The sequence below is a fragment of the Cytobacillus kochii genome (genome assembly GCF_020171845.1).
In the GTDB taxonomy this organism is placed as follows: domain Bacteria; phylum Bacillota; class Bacilli; order Bacillales; family Cytobacillaceae; genus Cytobacillus; species Cytobacillus kochii.
The window spans coordinates 65,314-84,285 of record NZ_JAIVAM010000008.1; the positions used below are offsets into that span (position 1 = coordinate 65,314).

22 protein-coding genes are annotated in these 18,972 nt (G+C 35.9%); 21 read left to right on the forward strand and 1 reads right to left on the reverse strand.

Annotated elements, in window-relative coordinates:
• Positions 1 to 33 precede the first annotated feature (33 nt).
• The 5 genes from LCM23_RS13375 (at position 34) to fni (ending at position 4,114) form a co-directional block, all read left to right on the forward strand.
• Entirely contained in the window at positions 34 to 219 is a 186-nt protein-coding gene (locus tag LCM23_RS13375; protein WP_224937416.1) for a DUF5359 family protein, read from the forward strand.
• Between the two features lie 255 nt (positions 220 to 474).
• A complete protein-coding gene (gene cmk, locus LCM23_RS13380; protein WP_224937417.1) occupies positions 475 to 1,146 on the forward strand; it encodes a (d)CMP kinase in 672 nt (223 codons plus the stop codon).
• A gap of 1 nt (position 1,147) precedes the next feature.
• Positions 1,148 to 1,729 (forward strand): lysophospholipid acyltransferase family protein, encoded by a 582-nt coding sequence (locus tag LCM23_RS13385; RefSeq protein WP_224937418.1) that lies wholly within the window; start codon positions 1,148 to 1,150, stop codon positions 1,727 to 1,729.
• A gap of 173 nt (positions 1,730 to 1,902) precedes the next feature.
• Positions 1,903 to 3,039 carry a 30S ribosomal protein S1 gene (rpsA, locus tag LCM23_RS13390; RefSeq protein ID WP_224937419.1) on the forward strand — a complete coding sequence of 379 codons (1,137 nt, stop codon included), beginning with the start codon at positions 1,903 to 1,905 and terminating at the stop codon, positions 3,037 to 3,039.
• A 13-nt stretch (positions 3,040 to 3,052) separates the two neighbouring features.
• On the forward strand, positions 3,053 to 4,114 hold the full coding sequence (gene fni / locus LCM23_RS13395; RefSeq protein ID WP_224937420.1) for a type 2 isopentenyl-diphosphate Delta-isomerase: 1,062 nt from the start codon (positions 3,053 to 3,055) through the stop codon (positions 4,112 to 4,114).
• 229 nt (positions 4,115 to 4,343) lie between these two features.
• Here fni and LCM23_RS13400 read toward each other — a convergent pair whose 3' ends face one another.
• Entirely contained in the window at positions 4,344 to 4,481 is a 138-nt protein-coding gene (locus LCM23_RS13400; protein ID WP_224937421.1) for a YpzI family protein, read from the reverse strand.
• Between the two features lie 106 nt (positions 4,482 to 4,587).
• Between LCM23_RS13400 and LCM23_RS13405 the strand changes: the two genes are divergently transcribed.
• From LCM23_RS13405 to LCM23_RS13480, 16 genes are all read left to right on the forward strand, one after another.
• A complete protein-coding gene (locus LCM23_RS13405; protein WP_224937422.1) occupies positions 4,588 to 5,199 on the forward strand; it encodes a YphA family membrane protein in 612 nt (203 codons plus the stop codon).
• Positions 5,192 to 6,070 carry a YIEGIA family protein gene (locus LCM23_RS13410; RefSeq protein WP_095372745.1) on the forward strand — a complete coding sequence of 293 codons (879 nt, stop codon included), beginning with the start codon at positions 5,192 to 5,194 and terminating at the stop codon, positions 6,068 to 6,070. The genes LCM23_RS13405 and LCM23_RS13410 overlap by 8 nt, the downstream gene beginning before the upstream one ends.
• Positions 6,071 to 6,085: 15 nt before the next feature.
• On the forward strand, positions 6,086 to 6,271 hold the full coding sequence (locus LCM23_RS13415) for a capping complex subunit for YIEGIA (RefSeq protein ID WP_224937423.1): 186 nt from the start codon (positions 6,086 to 6,088) through the stop codon (positions 6,269 to 6,271).
• A gap of 156 nt (positions 6,272 to 6,427) precedes the next feature.
• Positions 6,428 to 7,738 carry a ribosome biogenesis GTPase Der gene (der, locus tag LCM23_RS13420; RefSeq protein WP_095372747.1) on the forward strand — a complete coding sequence of 437 codons (1,311 nt, stop codon included), beginning with the start codon at positions 6,428 to 6,430 and terminating at the stop codon, positions 7,736 to 7,738.
• A 243-nt stretch (positions 7,739 to 7,981) separates the two neighbouring features.
• Positions 7,982 to 9,031 carry an NAD(P)H-dependent glycerol-3-phosphate dehydrogenase gene (locus tag LCM23_RS13425; protein ID WP_224937424.1) on the forward strand — a complete coding sequence of 350 codons (1,050 nt, stop codon included), beginning with the start codon at positions 7,982 to 7,984 and terminating at the stop codon, positions 9,029 to 9,031.
• A 369-nt stretch (positions 9,032 to 9,400) separates the two neighbouring features.
• A complete protein-coding gene (locus LCM23_RS13430) occupies positions 9,401 to 9,604 on the forward strand; it encodes a DUF2768 domain-containing protein (RefSeq protein WP_095372749.1) in 204 nt (67 codons plus the stop codon).
• Positions 9,605 to 9,654: 50 nt separating this feature from the next.
• Positions 9,655 to 10,365, forward strand: coding sequence for a hypothetical protein (locus LCM23_RS13435; protein WP_224937425.1), 711 nt, complete (start codon positions 9,655 to 9,657; stop codon positions 10,363 to 10,365).
• 222 nt (positions 10,366 to 10,587) lie between these two features.
• Positions 10,588 to 12,066, forward strand: coding sequence for a stage IV sporulation protein A (spoIVA, locus tag LCM23_RS13440; RefSeq protein WP_095372751.1), 1,479 nt, complete (start codon positions 10,588 to 10,590; stop codon positions 12,064 to 12,066).
• A gap of 616 nt (positions 12,067 to 12,682) precedes the next feature.
• Complete coding sequence (hbs, locus tag LCM23_RS13445) at positions 12,683 to 12,955, forward strand: non-specific DNA-binding protein Hbs (protein ID WP_066200607.1); 273 nt, start codon at positions 12,683 to 12,685, stop codon at positions 12,953 to 12,955.
• 507 nt (positions 12,956 to 13,462) lie between these two features.
• Entirely contained in the window at positions 13,463 to 14,029 is a 567-nt protein-coding gene (folE, locus tag LCM23_RS13450; RefSeq protein ID WP_224937426.1) for a GTP cyclohydrolase I FolE, read from the forward strand.
• A 19-nt stretch (positions 14,030 to 14,048) separates the two neighbouring features.
• On the forward strand, positions 14,049 to 14,282 hold the full coding sequence (gene mtrB / locus LCM23_RS13455) for a trp RNA-binding attenuation protein MtrB (RefSeq protein ID WP_095372754.1): 234 nt from the start codon (positions 14,049 to 14,051) through the stop codon (positions 14,280 to 14,282).
• Between the two features lie 311 nt (positions 14,283 to 14,593).
• Positions 14,594 to 15,430 (forward strand): heptaprenyl diphosphate synthase component 1, encoded by an 837-nt coding sequence (locus LCM23_RS13460; protein WP_224937427.1) that lies wholly within the window; start codon positions 14,594 to 14,596, stop codon positions 15,428 to 15,430.
• Between the two features lie 4 nt (positions 15,431 to 15,434).
• Positions 15,435 to 16,136, forward strand: a complete 702-nt coding sequence (locus LCM23_RS13465) for a demethylmenaquinone methyltransferase (protein WP_224937428.1) — start codon at positions 15,435 to 15,437, stop codon at positions 16,134 to 16,136.
• 77 nt (positions 16,137 to 16,213) lie between these two features.
• A complete protein-coding gene (gene hepT, locus LCM23_RS13470) occupies positions 16,214 to 17,176 on the forward strand; it encodes a heptaprenyl diphosphate synthase component II (RefSeq protein ID WP_224937429.1) in 963 nt (320 codons plus the stop codon).
• 111 nt (positions 17,177 to 17,287) lie between these two features.
• A complete protein-coding gene (gene ndk, locus LCM23_RS13475; protein ID WP_095372758.1) occupies positions 17,288 to 17,734 on the forward strand; it encodes a nucleoside-diphosphate kinase in 447 nt (148 codons plus the stop codon).
• A gap of 340 nt (positions 17,735 to 18,074) precedes the next feature.
• Positions 18,075 to 18,872 carry a CheR family methyltransferase gene (locus LCM23_RS13480; RefSeq protein WP_224937430.1) on the forward strand — a complete coding sequence of 266 codons (798 nt, stop codon included), beginning with the start codon at positions 18,075 to 18,077 and terminating at the stop codon, positions 18,870 to 18,872.
• The last annotated feature ends 100 nt before the right edge of the window (positions 18,873 to 18,972 follow it).

Genomic DNA, 18,972 nt, shown 5'->3' on the forward strand with positions numbered 1-18,972 from the left:
TGTGTCTCCATAATGATTAATGGAGGTGGAAGGGTGAAAGTATTCGAACGTACACTCATACTATTAATCATTTTTCATCTTGGGTTGTTACTATTATTTCAAACCGTTTTTCATTATTTACATCTATTTCCGGATTTTAATGAAGTGACAAGATATGAAGGAGTGAATCATCATTTAGAATATAATGATGAGGAAGTATTTTACTTAAATAGGCCTTAACTTGATTTTATGATGAAAGTCAGGCCAACAGAAACAATAGCTTTACAGACCTTTTGGATTGTTCTTCCTGAGAACATCCTTTTTTAGTGTTTCTCTTATTTTTTTTAAACGACCATATTATTTTAATTAATAAAAAGACTCCTTATTAGAAGAGGGGATTATTAATGACACATAATCATTACAACTAATTAAGTGAATTTATGATAGAATATAAAACGTAAAGAATATATTTGTATAGGTATTTCAGGAGGGTTTATGAATAAAATATCAATTGCCATAGATGGACCTGCAGCAGCGGGGAAAAGTACAGTTGCTAAAATCATAGCTGAGAAGCTTCATTATATTTATATAGATACAGGGGCGATGTATCGCGCGTTAACATTTAAAGCGTTGCAGTCAGAAATAGATATAAATGATGAAGAATCTTTAATTCATTTGTTAAAAGAGACAGACATTGTCTTAAATCCTGGAGAATCTGGCCAACGTATTCTTTTAGATGGGTTAGATGTTTCTACGGAAATTAGAACAGCTGAAGTAACTAATTCAGTGTCTACGGTTTCTAAACATAAGCAGGTAAGAGAAGAAATGGTTGCCCGTCAACAACGCTTCGGTCAAGAAGGTGGTGTAGTGATGGATGGCCGCGATATTGGTACACATGTTTTACCTGATGCAGAAGTAAAAGTGTTTCTTTTAGCATCAGTGGATGAACGAGCAGCTCGACGCCACGCTGAAAACTTAGAAAAGGGTTTTCCTTCAGATTTAGCTCTTTTAAAAGAGGAAATTGCTAATAGAGATAAGTTAGATTCGGAAAGGGAAGTTGCACCACTCAAAAAAGCTGAGGATGCAGTGGAATTGGATACAACATCACTAAGCATTCACGAAGTTGTTGATAGAATTATGAAGTTGGTTGAGGAAAGGATTCAATAATATGAGTGTATATACATTTGCACGCTCTTTAGTATACGGCTTATTAAAGCCCGTTTATCGCATGGATGTGAAAGGTAGGGAGAATGTCCCAGCAGAAGGTGGCGTCCTTTTATGTTGCAATCATATTGATAACCTGGATCCGCCAATTGTAGGGATTACAGCGCCACGAGACATTCACTTTATGGCAAAAGAAGAGTTGTTTAACGTGCCAGTTTTAGGGAAGTTATTACCACATCTGAATGCTTTTTCTGTAAAAAGAGGAATGAGTGATCGTGAAGCGTTGAGAAAAGGGTTAAAGGTTCTTAAAGAAGGGCATGTTTTAGGTTTATTTCCAGAAGGGACGAGGAGTAAAACGGGAGAAGTTGGTAAAGGTCTTGCTGGTGCAGGGTTCTTTGCTCTTCGTTCTGATGCTGCTGTCGTACCTTGTGCCATCATTGGCCCGTATAAACCTTTTAAGAAATTAAAAGTTGTCTACGGAAAGCCTATCCCAATGGATGAAATCCGGGCAAACAAAGTCAACGCAGAAGAAACAACGGATATCATTATGAATGAAATTAAAAAATTAATCGAACAGAATCGCTAAACCTTCTTACTTGACAAAAGGTGCTATTTGTAAGAAGTTTATAAAAAGGCATTTTATATTTCAGGATCAAAGTGGTTTTACAACTCTAGTTTATTTAGTGCAATTTACACTTTGTAAGATTGCATTTTATAAGTGGAAAATGAAATTAGCCATTGGATTAAGGAGGAATACATATGTCAGAAGAAATGAATGAAATTGAAGTAGCAAATTTTGAAGTTGGCGATAAAGTAAATGGTAAAGTGACAAAAGTAGAAGAGAAGCAAGTGATTGTCGATATCGAAAATAGCAAATTAGATGGTATTATTCCAATTAGTGAACTATCAAGTCTTCATGTAGAAACAGCTAGCGATGCTGTTGCAGAAGGTGATGAACTACAATTAGAAGTGTTAAAAGTAGAAGAAGAAGCGCTCGTACTATCTAAGCGCAAAGTAGATGCTGAAAAGTCTTGGGAACAGCTAGAACAAAAATTTAATGACGGTGAAGTTTTTGATGCTGAAATCAAAGATGTTGTTAAAGGTGGATTAGTCGTTGACCTTGGAGTTCGCGGATTTGTACCAGCTTCTTTAGTTGAAGCACATTTTGTTGAAGATTTCTCAGATTATAAAGGTCAAACATTAGCTTTTAAAATTGTTGAGTTAGATAAAGATAAAAATCGTTTAATTCTTTCTCATCGTGTAGTTGTTGAAGAGGAACAAGGAAAGCAAAAGAAAGAATTACTTGGTTCGCTTGAAGCTGGAAGCGTGATTGATGGAACTGTACAACGTATTACAGATTTCGGTGCTTTTGTTGATATCGGTGGTGTTGATGGTTTAGTCCATATTTCACAACTTTCTTATGAGCATGTTGCTAAGCCTTCAGATGTTGTTACAGAAGGTCAATCTGTCAAAGTAAAAGTACTAAGTGTAGATAAGGATAATGAACGAATTTCACTATCTATTAAAGATACTTTGCCTGGTCCATGGGATGGTATTGCTGAAAAAGCACCTAAAGGTAGTGTGTTAGAAGGCACAGTGAAAAGACTTGTATCTTATGGTGCTTTTGTAGAAGTATTCCCTGGAGTGGAAGGACTTGTTCATATTTCTCAAATCGCACATAAACATATTGCCACACCACATGAAGTATTAAAAGAAGGTCAAGCAGTGCAAGTGAAAGTCCTTGATGTGAATGAGAACGATGAAAGACTTTCTCTAAGCATTAAAGATCTTGTTGAAAAAGAAGAAGAACCAACTGATTATGAACTGCCTGAAGAGTCTAAAGGGTTCCAATTAGGTGAAATGATTGGTGAACAGTTAAAGAAATTAAATAAATAATGGTGGTAGTATAGTGACGAGAGCAAAGAGAAAATGGGATCATATTCAATATGCGCTAACAACTGGTCAAACGAATAACGCTGGATTTGATTGTGTTTCTTTTGTACATCAAAGCTTACCTAACACATCTCTCTCAAAGATTCATTTGGGAACGAAAATAGGCGAACTACAACTCAGTTCGCCTATTTTTATCAATGCAATGACCGGTGGCGGTGGTGCAAAGACACTTGAAATTAATCGCCTGCTCGCGCGGGTGGCTAAAGAGACAGGGGTAGGGATGGCAGTAGGCTCGCAGATGGCAGCAATAAAAAATTCAGAAGAACGCTTTTCGTATGAAATTGTAAGGAAAGAAAATCCAGATGGACTAATATTTGCCAATTTGGGTAGCGAAGCCACGGTAAATCAAGCCAAAGATGCTGTAGAGATGATACAAGCAGATGCATTACAAATTCATGTAAATGTCGTCCAAGAGCTAACGATGCCAGAGGGAGATCGTGATTTTTCGCATGCCCTCATGCGTATCGAGAAGATTGTAAATCACTTAGATGTACCAATTATCGTTAAAGAAGTAGGATTCGGTATGAGTCGTGAAGCAGTAGAAAAGCTAAAAGGTGTTGGCGTTAATATTGTGGATGTTGGTGGTTATGGTGGCACTAATTTCTCTAAAATTGAAAACGAACGAAGAGAGAGGGTACTGTCGTTCTTTGATGGATGGGGGATTCCGACTGCTACTTCCATTGTTGAAGCACAATCACATAGTGATATAACGATACTTGCATCTGGTGGAATTCAGACGAGTATGGATATTGCAAAAGCTATTGCGCTTGGTGCTAACGGTGTAGGAATGGCAGGATATTTCTTGAAGATCTTAGTGGATTCTGGTTATGAAGCAGTAGTAAAAGAAGTGACTTCCCTTCATGAAGAATTAAAAATAATTATGACAGCTATAGGTGCAAGCAATCTTAACGAATTACAACTTGCCCCCCTTATTTTTAAGGGAGAAGTGCTTGAGTGGCTGCAACAGCGCCAAGTGAATACACATACATACAGTTCAAGAATGATTCATTCAAAATAATGTTTAAAAAAAGAGGCTACTTACAAAAGTAGTCTCTTTTTTTACGTTAAAAGTTTTTTGATTTTTAAACTATATCATTAATCAAAGTCATAAAAAAGAAGAGCGCGACTTTGTTGACTGAATACAAAACAAAAGTCGCGCTAATACGCGAAAAGGACAAAAATACTTAAAGTAAAACAGTTAAATAAAGAGTATTCGCGTTACTAAGAGGTTTCACAATTCTTTTAAGTTATTCATTATTATTTAATTTGCGTGCATTTTCTGGACTTTGCATTGATGTTGCCCCGTCGTATTGAATACTTTGGTCACGATCTGATTCTACTCTCTTACTGCTTTTTAGTTTTTTTTCCTGACGATCTTTTCCCATATCTACACCTCCTAATTATTAAGATAAGAAATCAGACATTTTTTATTCAAATAGATTAAACTACATATTTTCTACCCATAATGGGGATAGTAGGAGGTGTATTTATTTGGAAGGTCTTTTCTTTTATTGGATTGCTTGGTCGCTTTGGATTATTGTCACATTTTTCGTAAGTAAGGCAAATACATACCGTTATTTAGCGTCATTCGCACTATTATTGCTTATTATCATTACGCCTTATCATTTTTCAATTGGAACGACAGAAATTGGTGTGAGTTTCTTTCTTCTCTACATTGCCGCTAGTTTTCTCTTTGTAAAATCGCAATGTGGTCATCCTCTCTATTTGGTTACATGTATGCTCATTGTCTCATTTGCTTACTGTGCTTTTCTCTGCTTTGAGATGTTTGATCCAATTTGGGTTGTTTTTAACCGTGACTGGATGTTAGCCGGTATGTTAGCGTGTTTAGTCATACTTCTTCATAAGCAAGCGTTAAGCCGTATTTGTATATTAATATTTGCTGCATTAAACGGGGAGGTAATATTTGCCCTTATTATTCAAAAGTATGGCTTTCCTTTCCAAATTGGATCTTTTGGCTTTCTTGATGTCCTAAGTATGGCATTTGTAGTTGTTTCTGGATGGAATATGATTGAATATTTGGCTGCTTACCTAGAAAGAAACTTAAACCCATTAGTAAAGGAGAAGCAAAATTATCATGAATGAATATATCTATCCAGTTGTTTTAGGTGTAATTGTTGGCACATTAACAAGGATTTATATGTTAAGAACAGATTATCGACAGTACCCAACCTATCTACATGGGAAGATTATTCATATTGCTTTAGGTTTTATCGCTGCTGGATTAGGCAGTGTTGCCATCCCGTCAATCATGGAGGAGGATTTTACTGCAATTACCTTCTTAACCGTTGCTGCTTCACAGTTCCGTGAGGTTAGAAATATGGAAAGAAATACGTTAACTGAGTTAGATAGTTATGAAATGGTTCCCCGAGGTAGGACTTATATAGAAGGAATTGCTATTGCCTTTGAAAGCAGGAATTATTTAGTCATGTTTACATCTCTTATTACTACATTATTTTACCTCTTATTTAATCTTTGGGTAGCAATTATCGCTGCTGCTATTGCCGTCGTGTTATCAAAAGTAATGATGAGTGGTGGTAAGTTATCAGATATCGTGGAAATCAAATATGTAAAGCCGCATTTCGACGGAGCCGGATTATATGTTGATAACATTTATATTATGAACATTGGACTTCCGGAAAGACAAGAAGAAATTTTAAAGTATGGGATGGGTTTTATTCTGGTTCCGAAAAATTTTAATGTAAATACGACCATTGCAAATTTAGGGCAAAGACAAGCGATATTACATGATGTTTCAACGGCTCTAGGGGTCGTTACGGATTCCGGTGCCCCAGCACTTGTGCCATTAGCTAAACGGGATTTAGATGATGGGCGGGTAGGGGTATTCATTCTTCCTCAGGAAAGAACAGTTGAAAAAGCAATTAAAGTAATTGGTGGTGTACCAACTCTGGAAAATGCAATAAAAATGCCAAAAGAAATGCATGTACCGAAATAAAGGGAGGGACAAATGATGGAAATCAATAAATTTGTACTTGCAGTTATTACAACAAACCCAAAGAAAGTCCCTAGTGGTGCAGCCGTGTTTCATTGTGAGGATAAAAGAGAAATGGAAGTGATTGCTACAAATTTAGAAGCTATTTTAGACGGAATCGCTCATATGCTGACTGAAGAAATGTACGTGATTGTCCGCCATTAAATAATGAATATGCAGCTTCTCCTTGTAAGGAAGGTGGCTGTTTGGTAATATATTATAGTTGAACCCTTCATTAGTTGAAGGGTTTCTTTTAAATCAAATTTGCTTACATTAAATTAATATAAGCAAGTATTTTAATGAAATTGAGGGGTGATGTTCGTGACAAAACCAGTACTGGCAATTGTCGGACGTCCAAACGTAGGAAAATCTACTATTTTTAACAGAATTGTTGGTGAACGAATTTCAATCGTTGAAGATATTCCTGGCGTTACAAGAGATCGCATTTATAGTTCTGCAGAATGGTTAACTCATGACTTTAATATTATTGATACAGGTGGCATAGATATTGGGGACGAGCCCTTTTTAGAACAAATTCGTCAACAAGCTGAAATCGCTATCGACGAGGCTGATGTGATCGTTTTCTTAGTAAACGGTCGTGAAGGTGTGACATCTGCGGATGAAGAAGTAGCGAAAATTTTGTATAAAGCAAAAAAGCCTGTTGTTCTTGGAGTCAATAAAATTGATAATCCAGAAATGAGACAAATGATTTATGACTTTTATTCCCTAGGCTTTGGTGAACCGTTTCCAATCTCAGGATCACATGGTTTAGGTTTGGGTGATTTATTAGATGAGGCAGCTAAGAGCTTCCCTAATCATGAAGAAAATCAATACGATGATGATGTCATAAAGTTCTCGCTTATAGGCCGTCCAAATGTAGGGAAATCATCTTTAGTAAATGCTATTCTAGGAGAAGATCGCGTCATTGTTTCTAATGTAGCAGGAACGACAAGAGATGCGATTGACTCACAGCTTAAGTATAATGGTGATGAGTATGTCATTATAGATACAGCGGGTATGCGGAAAAAAGGTAAAGTGTACGAAACGACTGAGAAATATAGTGTGTTACGTGCTTTAAGAGCCATAGAACGTTCTGACGTTGTTCTCATTGTACTAGATGGAGAAGAAGGTATCATTGAACAAGATAAGCGAATTGCAGGCTATGCACATGAAGCTGGTAGGGCTGTCATCATTGTTGTGAATAAATGGGATGCTGTTGAAAAAGATGAGAAAACAATGAAGAAGTTCGAACAAAATATTAGGGATCATTTCCAATTCCTTGATTACGCACCGATTGTTTTTCTATCAGCATTGACAAAGAAAAGAATTCATACATTGATTCCAATGGTGAACATTGCTAGTGAAAATCATATGATGCGCGTGGAAACAAATGTTTTAAATGATGTTATAATGGATGCAGTGGCAATGAACCCAACACCAACAGATAAGGGAAGAAGACTGCGAATATATTATGCTACCCAAGTAGCAATCAAACCGCCGACCTTCGTCGTATTTGTTAATGATCCTGAGCTTCTACACTTCTCTTATGAAAGATTTCTTGAAAACAGAATTAGAGATGCTTTTGGATTTGAAGGGACGCCAATTAAAATTATTGCAAGAGAGCGAAAATAAACTATTCACTATTAGCATAGTAAAAGCGGACAGCTGTACGATTTGATGACTCATCATTTCATAATAGCTGTCCCTTACATAATGATGTTTCTAGCTTTATGGGACCAGCGGCTCTTTAGTATATGCCAATTAATAAAGGTAAAAAAACGACTATTCTTCCGCTGTACTAACGTTTTTCTCAGATTGGCGGTTCCTTTCCTTCTTTTAAATAGGCGAAATGAATTGAAATGAGGTGAATGCAAGATGAGTCAAAAAGAAAAAATAGCTGTTATTGGTGCCGGAAGTTGGGGTACAGCCCTTGCGATGGTGCTGGCAGATAATGACCATGAAGTGCGTTTATGGGGTCACAAGGAAAAACAAATCAAAGAAATTAATGAAAACCATACAAACGAGGCATATTTACCTGCGATTTCTTTACCAAAAAATATCGTAGGTTATACAAAGCTTGATCAAGTATTAGAAGGTATCGAAACAATCATTTTAGCTGTACCTACGAAAGCGATTAGAGAAGTTTTACAGAGCATAGCTGAAGTGAGAAAAGAACCACTGACCATCGTACATGTGAGTAAAGGGATTGAACCAGATACTTCAAAAAGAATTTCCGAAATGATTGAAGAAGTGACACCTAAAACCCTTTTAAAAGATGTGGTTGTTCTATCAGGGCCTAGTCATGCAGAAGAAGTGAGTTTGCGTCACCCGACAACTGTAGCTGTCTCCTCTAAAAATATGAAGGCAGCTGAAAAAGTCCAAGATTTATTTATTAACCAAAACTTTAGAGTATACACTAATCCGGATATTGTTGGCGTTGAAATTGGTGGCGCATTAAAAAACATTATTGCATTAGCAGCCGGCATTTCAGATGGACTTGGTTATGGAGATAATGCTAAAGCAGCGCTAGTAACTAGAGGATTAGCAGAAATCACCAGACTAGGTGTAAAAATGGGCGCAAGTCCGCTAACTTTCTCAGGTCTAGCTGGCATAGGTGATTTAATTGTGACTTGTACAAGTACTCATTCGAGAAACTGGCGTGCAGGGAATCTTCTAGGCAAAGGCAAAAACTTAGATGAAGTATTAGAAAATATGGGTATGGTTGTTGAAGGTGTTCGAACAACAAGGGCAGCCTATCAATTAGCAGAGAAATACGATGTGCAAATGCCCATAACTTCTGTTCTATATGACATTTTATTTAATGATATCGATGCTAAAGATGGAGTTGACCGTCTAATGGCGCGTACAAAAACAAATGAAATGGAAGATATTGCGGATATTTTTATGGCGCAAAATCAAGATTAACTAATAATTTGGTGCTGTTTATAAAAATATAGGCATATGAGGAGACGGGCGGCTTATCCTTTGCATACAATGCCTTTGAAGCAAACTGGTAAAATGAACAGGGTGAATAGGGTATTTTAGTCATTTGCCGAGGATAAGGGAGCCCCTTCTTATTCCTCGGTTATTTTTTATACTTTGACTTGCTATGTTACCATTCATATAAATGGAGAATAAGAAGTCAAAGAGGGGATTCCTACAATGGATATTGAGAATGTTCAATTAGTCAAATAATTGCTTGCCTTTTACTGCAATACATAAAATTATCTGATAATGCTGTCAAAGCGAACGAACTGTATGGTATAATACAATTCGGAAAAAGGAGTGAATGAGATGTCACCTGGTTTAATGAAAATGTGGATTGCCCTTGCTTCAATGGGCTTTATGTTTATTGCTATTTTACTTATTTATTTAAGTCGGTTTAAGTTGAAAAATGGGGTATTGAAAGGGGTAACTGCTCTATTTGCCTATAGTTTTATGGTAGTAAGTGGTCTCATTATTTTTCTAGTCGTATTTAGCGGTCCCGTTTCAGAATAGAACATCGCAAGGGATTTTCCCTGAAAATACATAATTAAAGGTTGATGTATATGAAAAAAAAGAGCTATTTAACTAGCTTATTTATACTCATAACCCTTCTTTTATCTGGATGTATGTATCCAGAAGAAGAAAGAGCAAAAAATCAAATTCCTTACGAGGATGAAATTAATCGCGTACAAACAGCCATCAAGCAATATCAAGATGAGACAGGTGGTCTATTACCTATAAAAACGACCGAAGAAGATACACCGCTATTTCAAAAATATCCAATTGATTTTAAGAAACTTGTACCAAAGTATATGGCTGAGTATCCTAGCAATGCATTTGAATCCGGAGGCGTTTTTCAATATGTACTGATTGATGTTGAAGATGATCCGAAAGTGAAATTGTCTGATTTACGTATTGCTGATGAAATCAGAGATATTACTCTTCGAATTCGCATGGAAGGATATCCACCATATAAGGATAATATCGGTGAAAATGTATACTCATTAGATTTCTCTAAAATCGGTTATAATGAAGAACCGAAAGCTGTTAGTCCGTTTAGTGGTAACGAACTATCGTATGTGGTGACAAGCGACGGAGAAGTATTCGTTGATTATCGTACCGACTTAATGCAATTAATGGAGGCTGGGGATATTAAAGCTGAAAACAGTGATATTCGCTTCCATTTAGTTGAAGATTCACCTTTTGTACCATCTTATTCATTACCGTATACAATAGATGAAAAAAAGAATGAACCAATATTTTTAGTGAATTAGTCATAACCCTCTCTCTACAAAATATATTGTAGAGGGAGGGTTTTTTTCTCTTTTAATACAATAATGAAAAGCAACAATTGATTGCATAAAGAAAAAGTGAGAAAGGGGATTTTTTTAAAAAGTTGGCATATTCATATCGGACAACATCATAGATATATAGTGTACAAATATAAATTATTGGATAATATTATCCCACTAACTCATGATTCAGGAGGGGATCACTTGGAAAAGGTAGATATTTTTAAAGATATTGCCGAACGAACAGGCGGTGATATCTATTTTGGAGTAGTAGGTGCAGTCCGTACTGGAAAATCGACATTTATTAAGAAATTCATGGAGCTAGCAGTCCTCCCAAATATGGACAATGAGGCTGATCGAGCACGTACCCAGGATGAGCTCCCTCAAAGTGCAGCAGGAAAAACAATTATGACTACAGAACCAAAGTTTGTGCCGAATCAAGCTGCTAATGTCCATGTAGATGAAGGCTTGGAGGTAAATATCCGTCTTGTTGATTGTGTTGGATATACAGTCCCAGGAGCAAAAGGATATGAGGATGAAAATGGTCCAAGAATGATCAATACTCCTTGGTATGAGGAGCCGATTCCATTTCACGAAGCTGCTGAAATTGGTACAAGAAAAGTCATTCAAGAACACTCTACAATTGGTGTCGTCATTACGACAGATGGTACAATTGGAGAAATTCCTCGCGCAAACTACATCGAGGCTGAAGAAAGAGTAATTGAAGAGCTGAAAGAAGTAGGAAAACCATTTATTATGGTCATCAATAGTGTGCAACCACACCATCCGGCGACGGAGGATCTTCGTTTGAAGCTATCAGAGAAATATGATATCCCTGTACTTGCTATGAGTGTAGAAGGAATGAGGGAATCTGATGTATATAGCGTGATGCGAGAAGCGTTGTACGAATTCCCTGTTTTAGAAGTAAATGTAAACTTGCCAAGTTGGGTAATGGTCCTCCACGAAGATCATTGGTTACGTGAGAGTTATCAAGAAGCCGTAAAAGAGACTGTCAAAGATATTAAGAGGTTACGAGATGTTGATCGTGTTGTACATCAGTTTAGTGATTTCGAATTTATTGATCGTGCAGGCTTAGCCGGTATAGAAATGGGTCAAGGGATCGCTGAAATTGATTTATATGCGCCTGATGATTTATATGATGAAGTATTAAAAGAAATTGTCGGTGTTGAAATACGTGGCAAAGATCATCTTCTTGAACTGATGCAAGAATTTGCCCATGCAAAATCAGAATATGATCAAATCTCAGATGCGCTTAGAATGGTGAAACAGACAGGATATGGCATCGCAGCTCCATCACTGTCTGATATGAGTTTAGATGAGCCTGAAATAACAAGACATGGTTCAAGGTTTGGGGTTCGTTTGAAAGCTGTTGCTCCGTCTATTCATATGATCAAAGTTGATGTCGAATCTGAATTTTCTCCGATTATCGGAACAGAGAAACAAAGTGAAGAATTAGTTCGTTACTTAATGCAAGACTTTGAAGATGATCCCCTTTCAATTTGGAATTCAGATATCTTTGGTCGGTCGCTTAGTTCGATTGTTAGAGAAGGAATCCAAGCGAAGCTATCATTGATGCCTGAGAATGCTAGATATAAACTCAAAGAGACTTTAGAAAGAATTATAAACGAAGGCTCTGGGGGACTCATTGCCATTATTTTGTAGAAATAAAAGGCGACTTTCATTCTATTCGGATGAAAAGTTGTCTTTTTTTATGGTTAAAAAAGTATGAACGGATGAGTGGTTAAATAGAGTATTATCTAAAACGAAAGAAGCGTGGAATTTCGGTAGAAGCTATACTTGAATTTCCTTCTAAGACCATTCAAATTTTCGTCTACATAGAAACGAATAAAAATACAGTATGGTTACTTTGATTTGTTCTTTATAAAGAATTGTATTATTAAAATGAAAGAGCTTACATTTTTTATCTCTACAAATTTGTCAAGCTTTAAGCCTAGATTGACGGGTTTTCTTTCCCCTTATTACAAATTTGTTTCAAATAAGAAAAGATTGCCATCAAATCATGAAATATCCTTGATATGCTCAATTGATTATGATAATCTTTTAAGCAGAATTAACGTTGTAACGGTAAGAACCCTTATGAAATAAGGCTTTTTGCATCAAAAAAGTTGAAATTCTTCTTTTTTTGAGATATGATAAGTTTCTGCTTCAACAAAAATGCGTTACAACGTATAGAATTCAGTAATTTTGTTTACAAATGAATGTAAGGAATCTTTATTTTACTGGGTTTACGATATTTTTTTGGGAGGAGGTGAAAGTAATGAACAAAACTGAACTAATTAATGCAGTTGCAGAAGCTAGCGAGCTTTCTAAGAAAGATGCTACTAAAGCAGTTGATGCTGTTTTCGATACAGTGCTTGATGCACTTAAAAATGGTGATAAAGTACAACTAATTGGTTTTGGTAACTTTGAAGTTCGTGAACGTGCAGCACGTAAAGGCCGCAACCCACAAACTGGCGAAGAAATCGAAATCGCTGCAAGCAAAGTTCCTGCTTTCAAACCAGGAAAAGCGCTTAAAGATGCAGTAAAGTAATTAATTACATAATTAATTGCTTAAGGAAAAACCGCGAATTTTTTTCGCGGTTTTTCTTATAAATTTACGATTATTTTCAAACATTGCCTAGTCCTATACAACAGTTTGCAATCCACAAAGGTAAAGGGGCTAAAGTCTACGGATTCTTTTACTCTTCGTTAAATGATTAAGAAGACCCCAATAACTGACTGACAATTAAAATGAATGATTCACGTCGTTCTTCATTCTCTTTACAAAATCAATGCACATTCCACCATTTCAAGTGAATGACCGTTTTATGAATGAGTTATAAAAAACTATGTTTTTTGCTACTATTTGTACTTAACATATAGATTTCTTTTCAAAACCATCATAGGAGTTTGACGGTACTTGTGTTCATTTATATAATAGTATCCTAAAAGGAAGAAAGTTTATCCTTTATTTTTTCTATAACTTTTTGTCTGTTAGGAAATAATTATGCTAGCATGTAAGATAATAGTTTATAGTTCCGTAATAGGAGGTAGCTGAATGTCAGAAGTAAATCGCGCTCAAATTGAAGAAGCTGTAAAGCTTATATTAGACGCTATTGGAGAAGACCCGAACCGAGAGGGGTTATTAGATACACCAAAAAGAGTAGCAAAAATGTATGAAGAGGTGTTTTCGGGCATACACCAGGACCCTGAAGAATATTTTGAAACCGTTTTTGGTGAAGACCATGAAGAACTTGTCCTTGTAAAAGATATTCCATTCTTTTCAATGTGTGAACATCATCTTGTCCCTTTCTTTGGGAAGGCGCATGTTGCTTATATTCCTAGAAATGGTAAGGTGACGGGATTAAGCAAGTTAGCAAGGGCTGTAGAAACTGTTGCAAGAAGACCACAACTTCAAGAGCGCATTACAGCTACAGTAGCAGATGCAATATTACATAAATTAGATCCTCATGGTGTGATGGTAGTCGTAGAGGCAGAACATATGTGTATGACGATGCGTGGTGTGAAAAAACCTGGTAGTAAAACAGTCACCTCTGCGGTTAGAGGTGTTTTTGCGGAAGATGGAAATACAAGAGCAGAAGTGTTGTCATTTATAAAAGGGTAATAGGATAGAGGTGACTCAAATGGAGAGAACAAATCCTGGCAATGAATATGTCGTCATTAAAGCAAAAGAAGATGGCGTAAATGTGATTGGTTTAACAAGAGGCTCGGACACGAGGTTTCATCATTCGGAGAAATTAGATGAGGGAGAAGTCATGATTGCTCAATTTACGGAGCATACTTCTGCTATTAAAATACGAGGGCATGCGTCCATCGTAACAGCATATGGAGAAGTAGAAAGTGAAAAGAAAGCTTAAAGGTATGATCGATTGACATGAATTTATATGCCTTTCCTTTATATTCCCCTAACAAGTCACTTTGTTTTATGATATAATTGTCACTGGCTTATCATTGAAGTCAAGCGCTCTACCATTCAAGTTAAATAAGCTTTAAAAAAGGAATGGAAGCAATGATTTTATAAAAGTGAGAGGCTTTTTTTATGTCTAAGGGAGAACAATTAAGTCACTTTTTGGGCAATGTAAAAGGGAAGTGCTACTATAATTAATCTTTAGTAAATGATTGGTTCATATGTCGATCATAAGGATTGCCCGTATCGGGGGAATATATAATGAATGCAAACAAGAACGCCAAACTACAAGATATGAATACACGATTAATGAACTTAAAGGAAGTTCTTCAGAAAAAAACAAGTCAACCTTATATGTCAAAGATCATTCAACAACCATATATTGACGAAGACAAGCTTCTTTTAATCATGTTTATTGTCGATAACCTGCAAATACCGAAATCCAAAGCAGATAAATATATCATAACGACCATGCTTGTGCAAATCGCCCTTGATACACACGAAAGCGTTCAAAATGAACCTCTGCCATTAGAGCGTCTAAAGGGAAGGCAGCTCACCATTTTAGCAGGAACTTATTATAGTGGATTATACTACCAAATTTTAGCTGAAATAGATGATATTTTTATGATACGAACTTTAGCTGAAGGTATTATGGAAGTAAATGAACATAAAGTTTCTGTTTATAGCCATGCCAGAGTTACTGTAGAATCGTTAATGGAGTCTTTAAAAAAGACGGAGTCCTCTTTATTTGATCGTATTACTCACTTTTACAATAGAGGTGAGCTTGGAGAATTAGCAGCAAATCTTGTTTTTATTAATAGAGTGTTACTCGAGAAAAAGCAATTTTTAGCTGGTAAACCGTCCATTTTATTTGACGCTTTATCTAAATTATTTGAGACTGAGCAAAGTGTACCATTTACTTTGCATAACAATAAACAAAGTCTTATTCATATTTGTGATAAATACGTCTCCTTATCCTTTAAAGAAATTGAGCAATCCATTGATAAATGCGAACATACAGAGCTATTTAGAGAAAAACTAAAATGGATGAAAAGCCAGCAACAAGAAGCTGTTCAGTCATTTGTAGAGGAAGGTTAAATACATGGTACAATCGAAAGAAGAACGTGTGCATAAAGTATTTGAAAAAATATATGGTAATTACGATAAGATGAACTCAGTCATTAGTTTTCAACAGCACCTGCGCTGGCGGAAAGATACGATGAAACGAATGGATGTAAAGCCTGGGGCAAAAGCGCTCGATATTTGTTGTGGAACGGGCGATTGGACGATAGCATTATCAGAAGCTATAGGTGAAAAAGGGGAAGTCATTGGTTTAGATTTTAGCAAAAATATGCTTAAGATTGGTGAAGAGAAGGTGAGCAATCACCCAATCAAGAACATAGAATTAGTCCATGGAAACGCGATGGAATTACCATACCCTGATAATAGCTTTGACTATGTAACAATCGGATTCGGCTTACGGAATGTTCCTGATTATATGCAAGTCTTAAAGGAAATGTATCGTGTAGTGAAGCCTGGTGGTATAGCTGTTTGCTTAGAAACTTCTCAACCGACAATGATTGGCTTTAAACAAGGCTACCGTTTTTATTTCCGTTTTATTATGCCGGCATTTGGTAAAATCTTTGCAAAAAGCTATGAGGAATATTCATGGTTACAAGAGTCTGCTAAAGATTTTCCTGGTATAAAAGAATTAGCGGGAATGTTTAAAAAAGCAGGTTTTCGTGATGTTGAGTATAAGCCATATACTGGTGGCGTTGCGGCGGTCCATATTGGACATAAATAATAATTTGTTCTGAAATGTAATTCATCATTGACAAGTATGAATGTGCATGAAGGATTTAAAGCTGGGTGAGTATCGATATGAAATTAAAGATGATCTATTCTTTTTTGAATGCTGACATCAATATTATTGAAAAAGAATTAGAGGACACTATACAGGCTGAATCGCCTTTGCTTCATGAGGCATCCCTTTCATTATTACAGGCTGGTGGAAAAAGATTACGACCCGTATTTGTTTTACTTGGTGGTAAATTTGGCAACTATGATATTAATAACATAAAAAATGTAGCAGTTTCATTAGAACTCATCCATATGGCGTCACTTGTTCATGATGATGTAATTGATGATGCAGATTTGCGTCGCGGACAGCCGACAATTAAATCTAGGTGGGATAACCGGATTGCTATGTATACCGGTGATTATATTTTTGCGAGAGCCCTTGATGTTCTCTCTAACATTAATAAACCGATTGCGCACCAAATTTTAGCTCACACGCTTGTGGAATTATGTTTAGGTGAAATTGAACAGATTGAGGATAAATTTCAATTTAATCAAAATTTGCGAAAGTACTTACGTCGAATTAGAAGAAAAACCGCTATACTCATTGCAGCGAGCTGTCAATTAGGAGCAATCGCAGCTGATGTAGAGGATGAGTTACATAAAAAGTTATATTATATAGGTTATTATATTGGAATGAGTTATCAAATTATTGATGATGTGCTTGATTTTGTAGGGACAGAAAAAGAGCTAGGGAAACCTGCTGGTGGTGATTTGAAGCAAGGGAATATTACTTTACCTGTTTTACTGGCTATGGAAACACCTGCCATTAAAGACGATTTAGTAAAAATAACTGACCATTCAACAGAAGCAGAAATTGAGCGAGCATTAGAATTGATAAAAAATTCCGATGCGATTGATCGTAGCTTAACATTAAGTGAATTATACCTTGAAAAAGCGCTAAATTTAATTGCTGAGCTTCCACAAAACCGCGCAAAAAATTTACTGCGAGATATTGCGAAAACAATTGGTAAAAGAAAGTTTTAACCGAAACGGTCATTTTATCAATTGGAAGTTGCTAAATTGTCAAAACAATGATAATATTTTTGATGGATTATGGATGATAAATAATACATAGAGCAAGAGGAGTGTTTGAAAATGGAACAAACTTTTTTAATGGTTAAACCAGATGGTGTACAACGTAATTTAATTGGAGAAATCGTTTCTCGTTTTGAAAAGAAAGGCTTCCAACTAAAAGGCGCTAAGTTAATGAGTATTCCTACTGAGCTTGCAGAAGAGCATTATGGGGAGCATAAAGAGCGTCCTTTCTTTGGTGAATTAGTAGACTTTATTACTTCTGGACCCGTTTTTGCAATGGTTTGGGAAGGTGAAAATGTGATTGCCACAGCTCGTCAAATGATGGGTGCAACTAACCCTAAAGATGCTGTACCAGGTTCTATCCGTGGTGATTTCGCAGTAACTGTTGGTAAGAATGTTATTCATGGTTCAGACTCAAAAGAAAGTGCAGAACGTGAAATCGGTCTGTTCTTTAAAGAAGAGCAAATTGTCGAATACAAAAAGTTAATCAACGATTGGTCTAACTAATCTATTCACTCTAAAAACGTCTGGCAATTGCCAGGCGTTTTTTTGCTTAAATAATGGCTCTATTAATTTTTGTGTTTATATACAGTTGAGGAGAAGGGATTAACGCATCCATCAAGAGTAAGAAAGAAAAAATTTAGCTGAGCAAAGTCGTTTAAGGACAATTTATTAAGCTGCTCTAGCATGAGTAGAGTGAAAACGATAAACTCTCACTTGATCTTTTGTATACTTTTTATAAAGCAAATCGAATTATTTACGGCAATTCAAAAAAATTTCAACATTATTTGCACTTTTGTTTTATACTAGATAGAAAATGTAGCTTTATAAGGGAGGTGTACACCTCATGTACGAACATGAATATGAGCAATTTATTGAAAAGGTTAACCAATATACGGGCATTGATTTGGCTCAATATAAAGAAACACAAATGAAAAGGCGACTTCAAGCTTTCTATGATAAAAAGGGGTATACATCTTTTAACCAGTTATATCTTGCGATGGTTAAAGACAAAAAGCTGTTGGCTGAGTTTTTAGATCGTATGACGATTAATGTCTCTGAGTTTTACCGAAATCGAAAGAGGTGGGAAGTGTTAGAAAAAGAAATACTACCTCTATTGTTACAGAAGAAAGAGCCATTGAAGTTATGGAGTGCTGCCTGTTCAACAGGAGAGGAGCCATACACACTAGCGATGATCTTATCTAAGTATTTACCTCTTTCAAAAATCCGAATTTTTGCTACTGATATTGATGAATCTGCACTACTGAGAGCAAAAACAGGCATTTACCATGAACGATCTCTTCAGGAGATACCTGATGAAATGAAAAAGAAGTATTTTTTTCAAGAAGGAAAACAATATATTCTATCAGATGAGATTAAACAAACAGTAGTCTTCCAAAAGCAAAATTTACTTGCCGATTCTTTTTTAAAAGACTATGACTTAATTATTTGTCGAAATGTCCTTATTTATTTTACCGAAGAAGCAAAAGCAATGATTTATAGCAAATTTAGTAAAGCACTTAAAAATGGTGGTTACTTATTTGTTGGAAGTACGGAACAAATATTTAATCCCTCTCTATATGACTTGAAAAATCAGCAATCTTTCTTTTATAAAAAGACAAGCGGACTGCCGTTAATAAAATAAATAGGCTTTTCAACCTAACTAGTTACATATTTTTTATAGAAATAAAAGATTATTTTTAAATTTATACTATGTTTATAGATGTTCATATGTTATATTGATA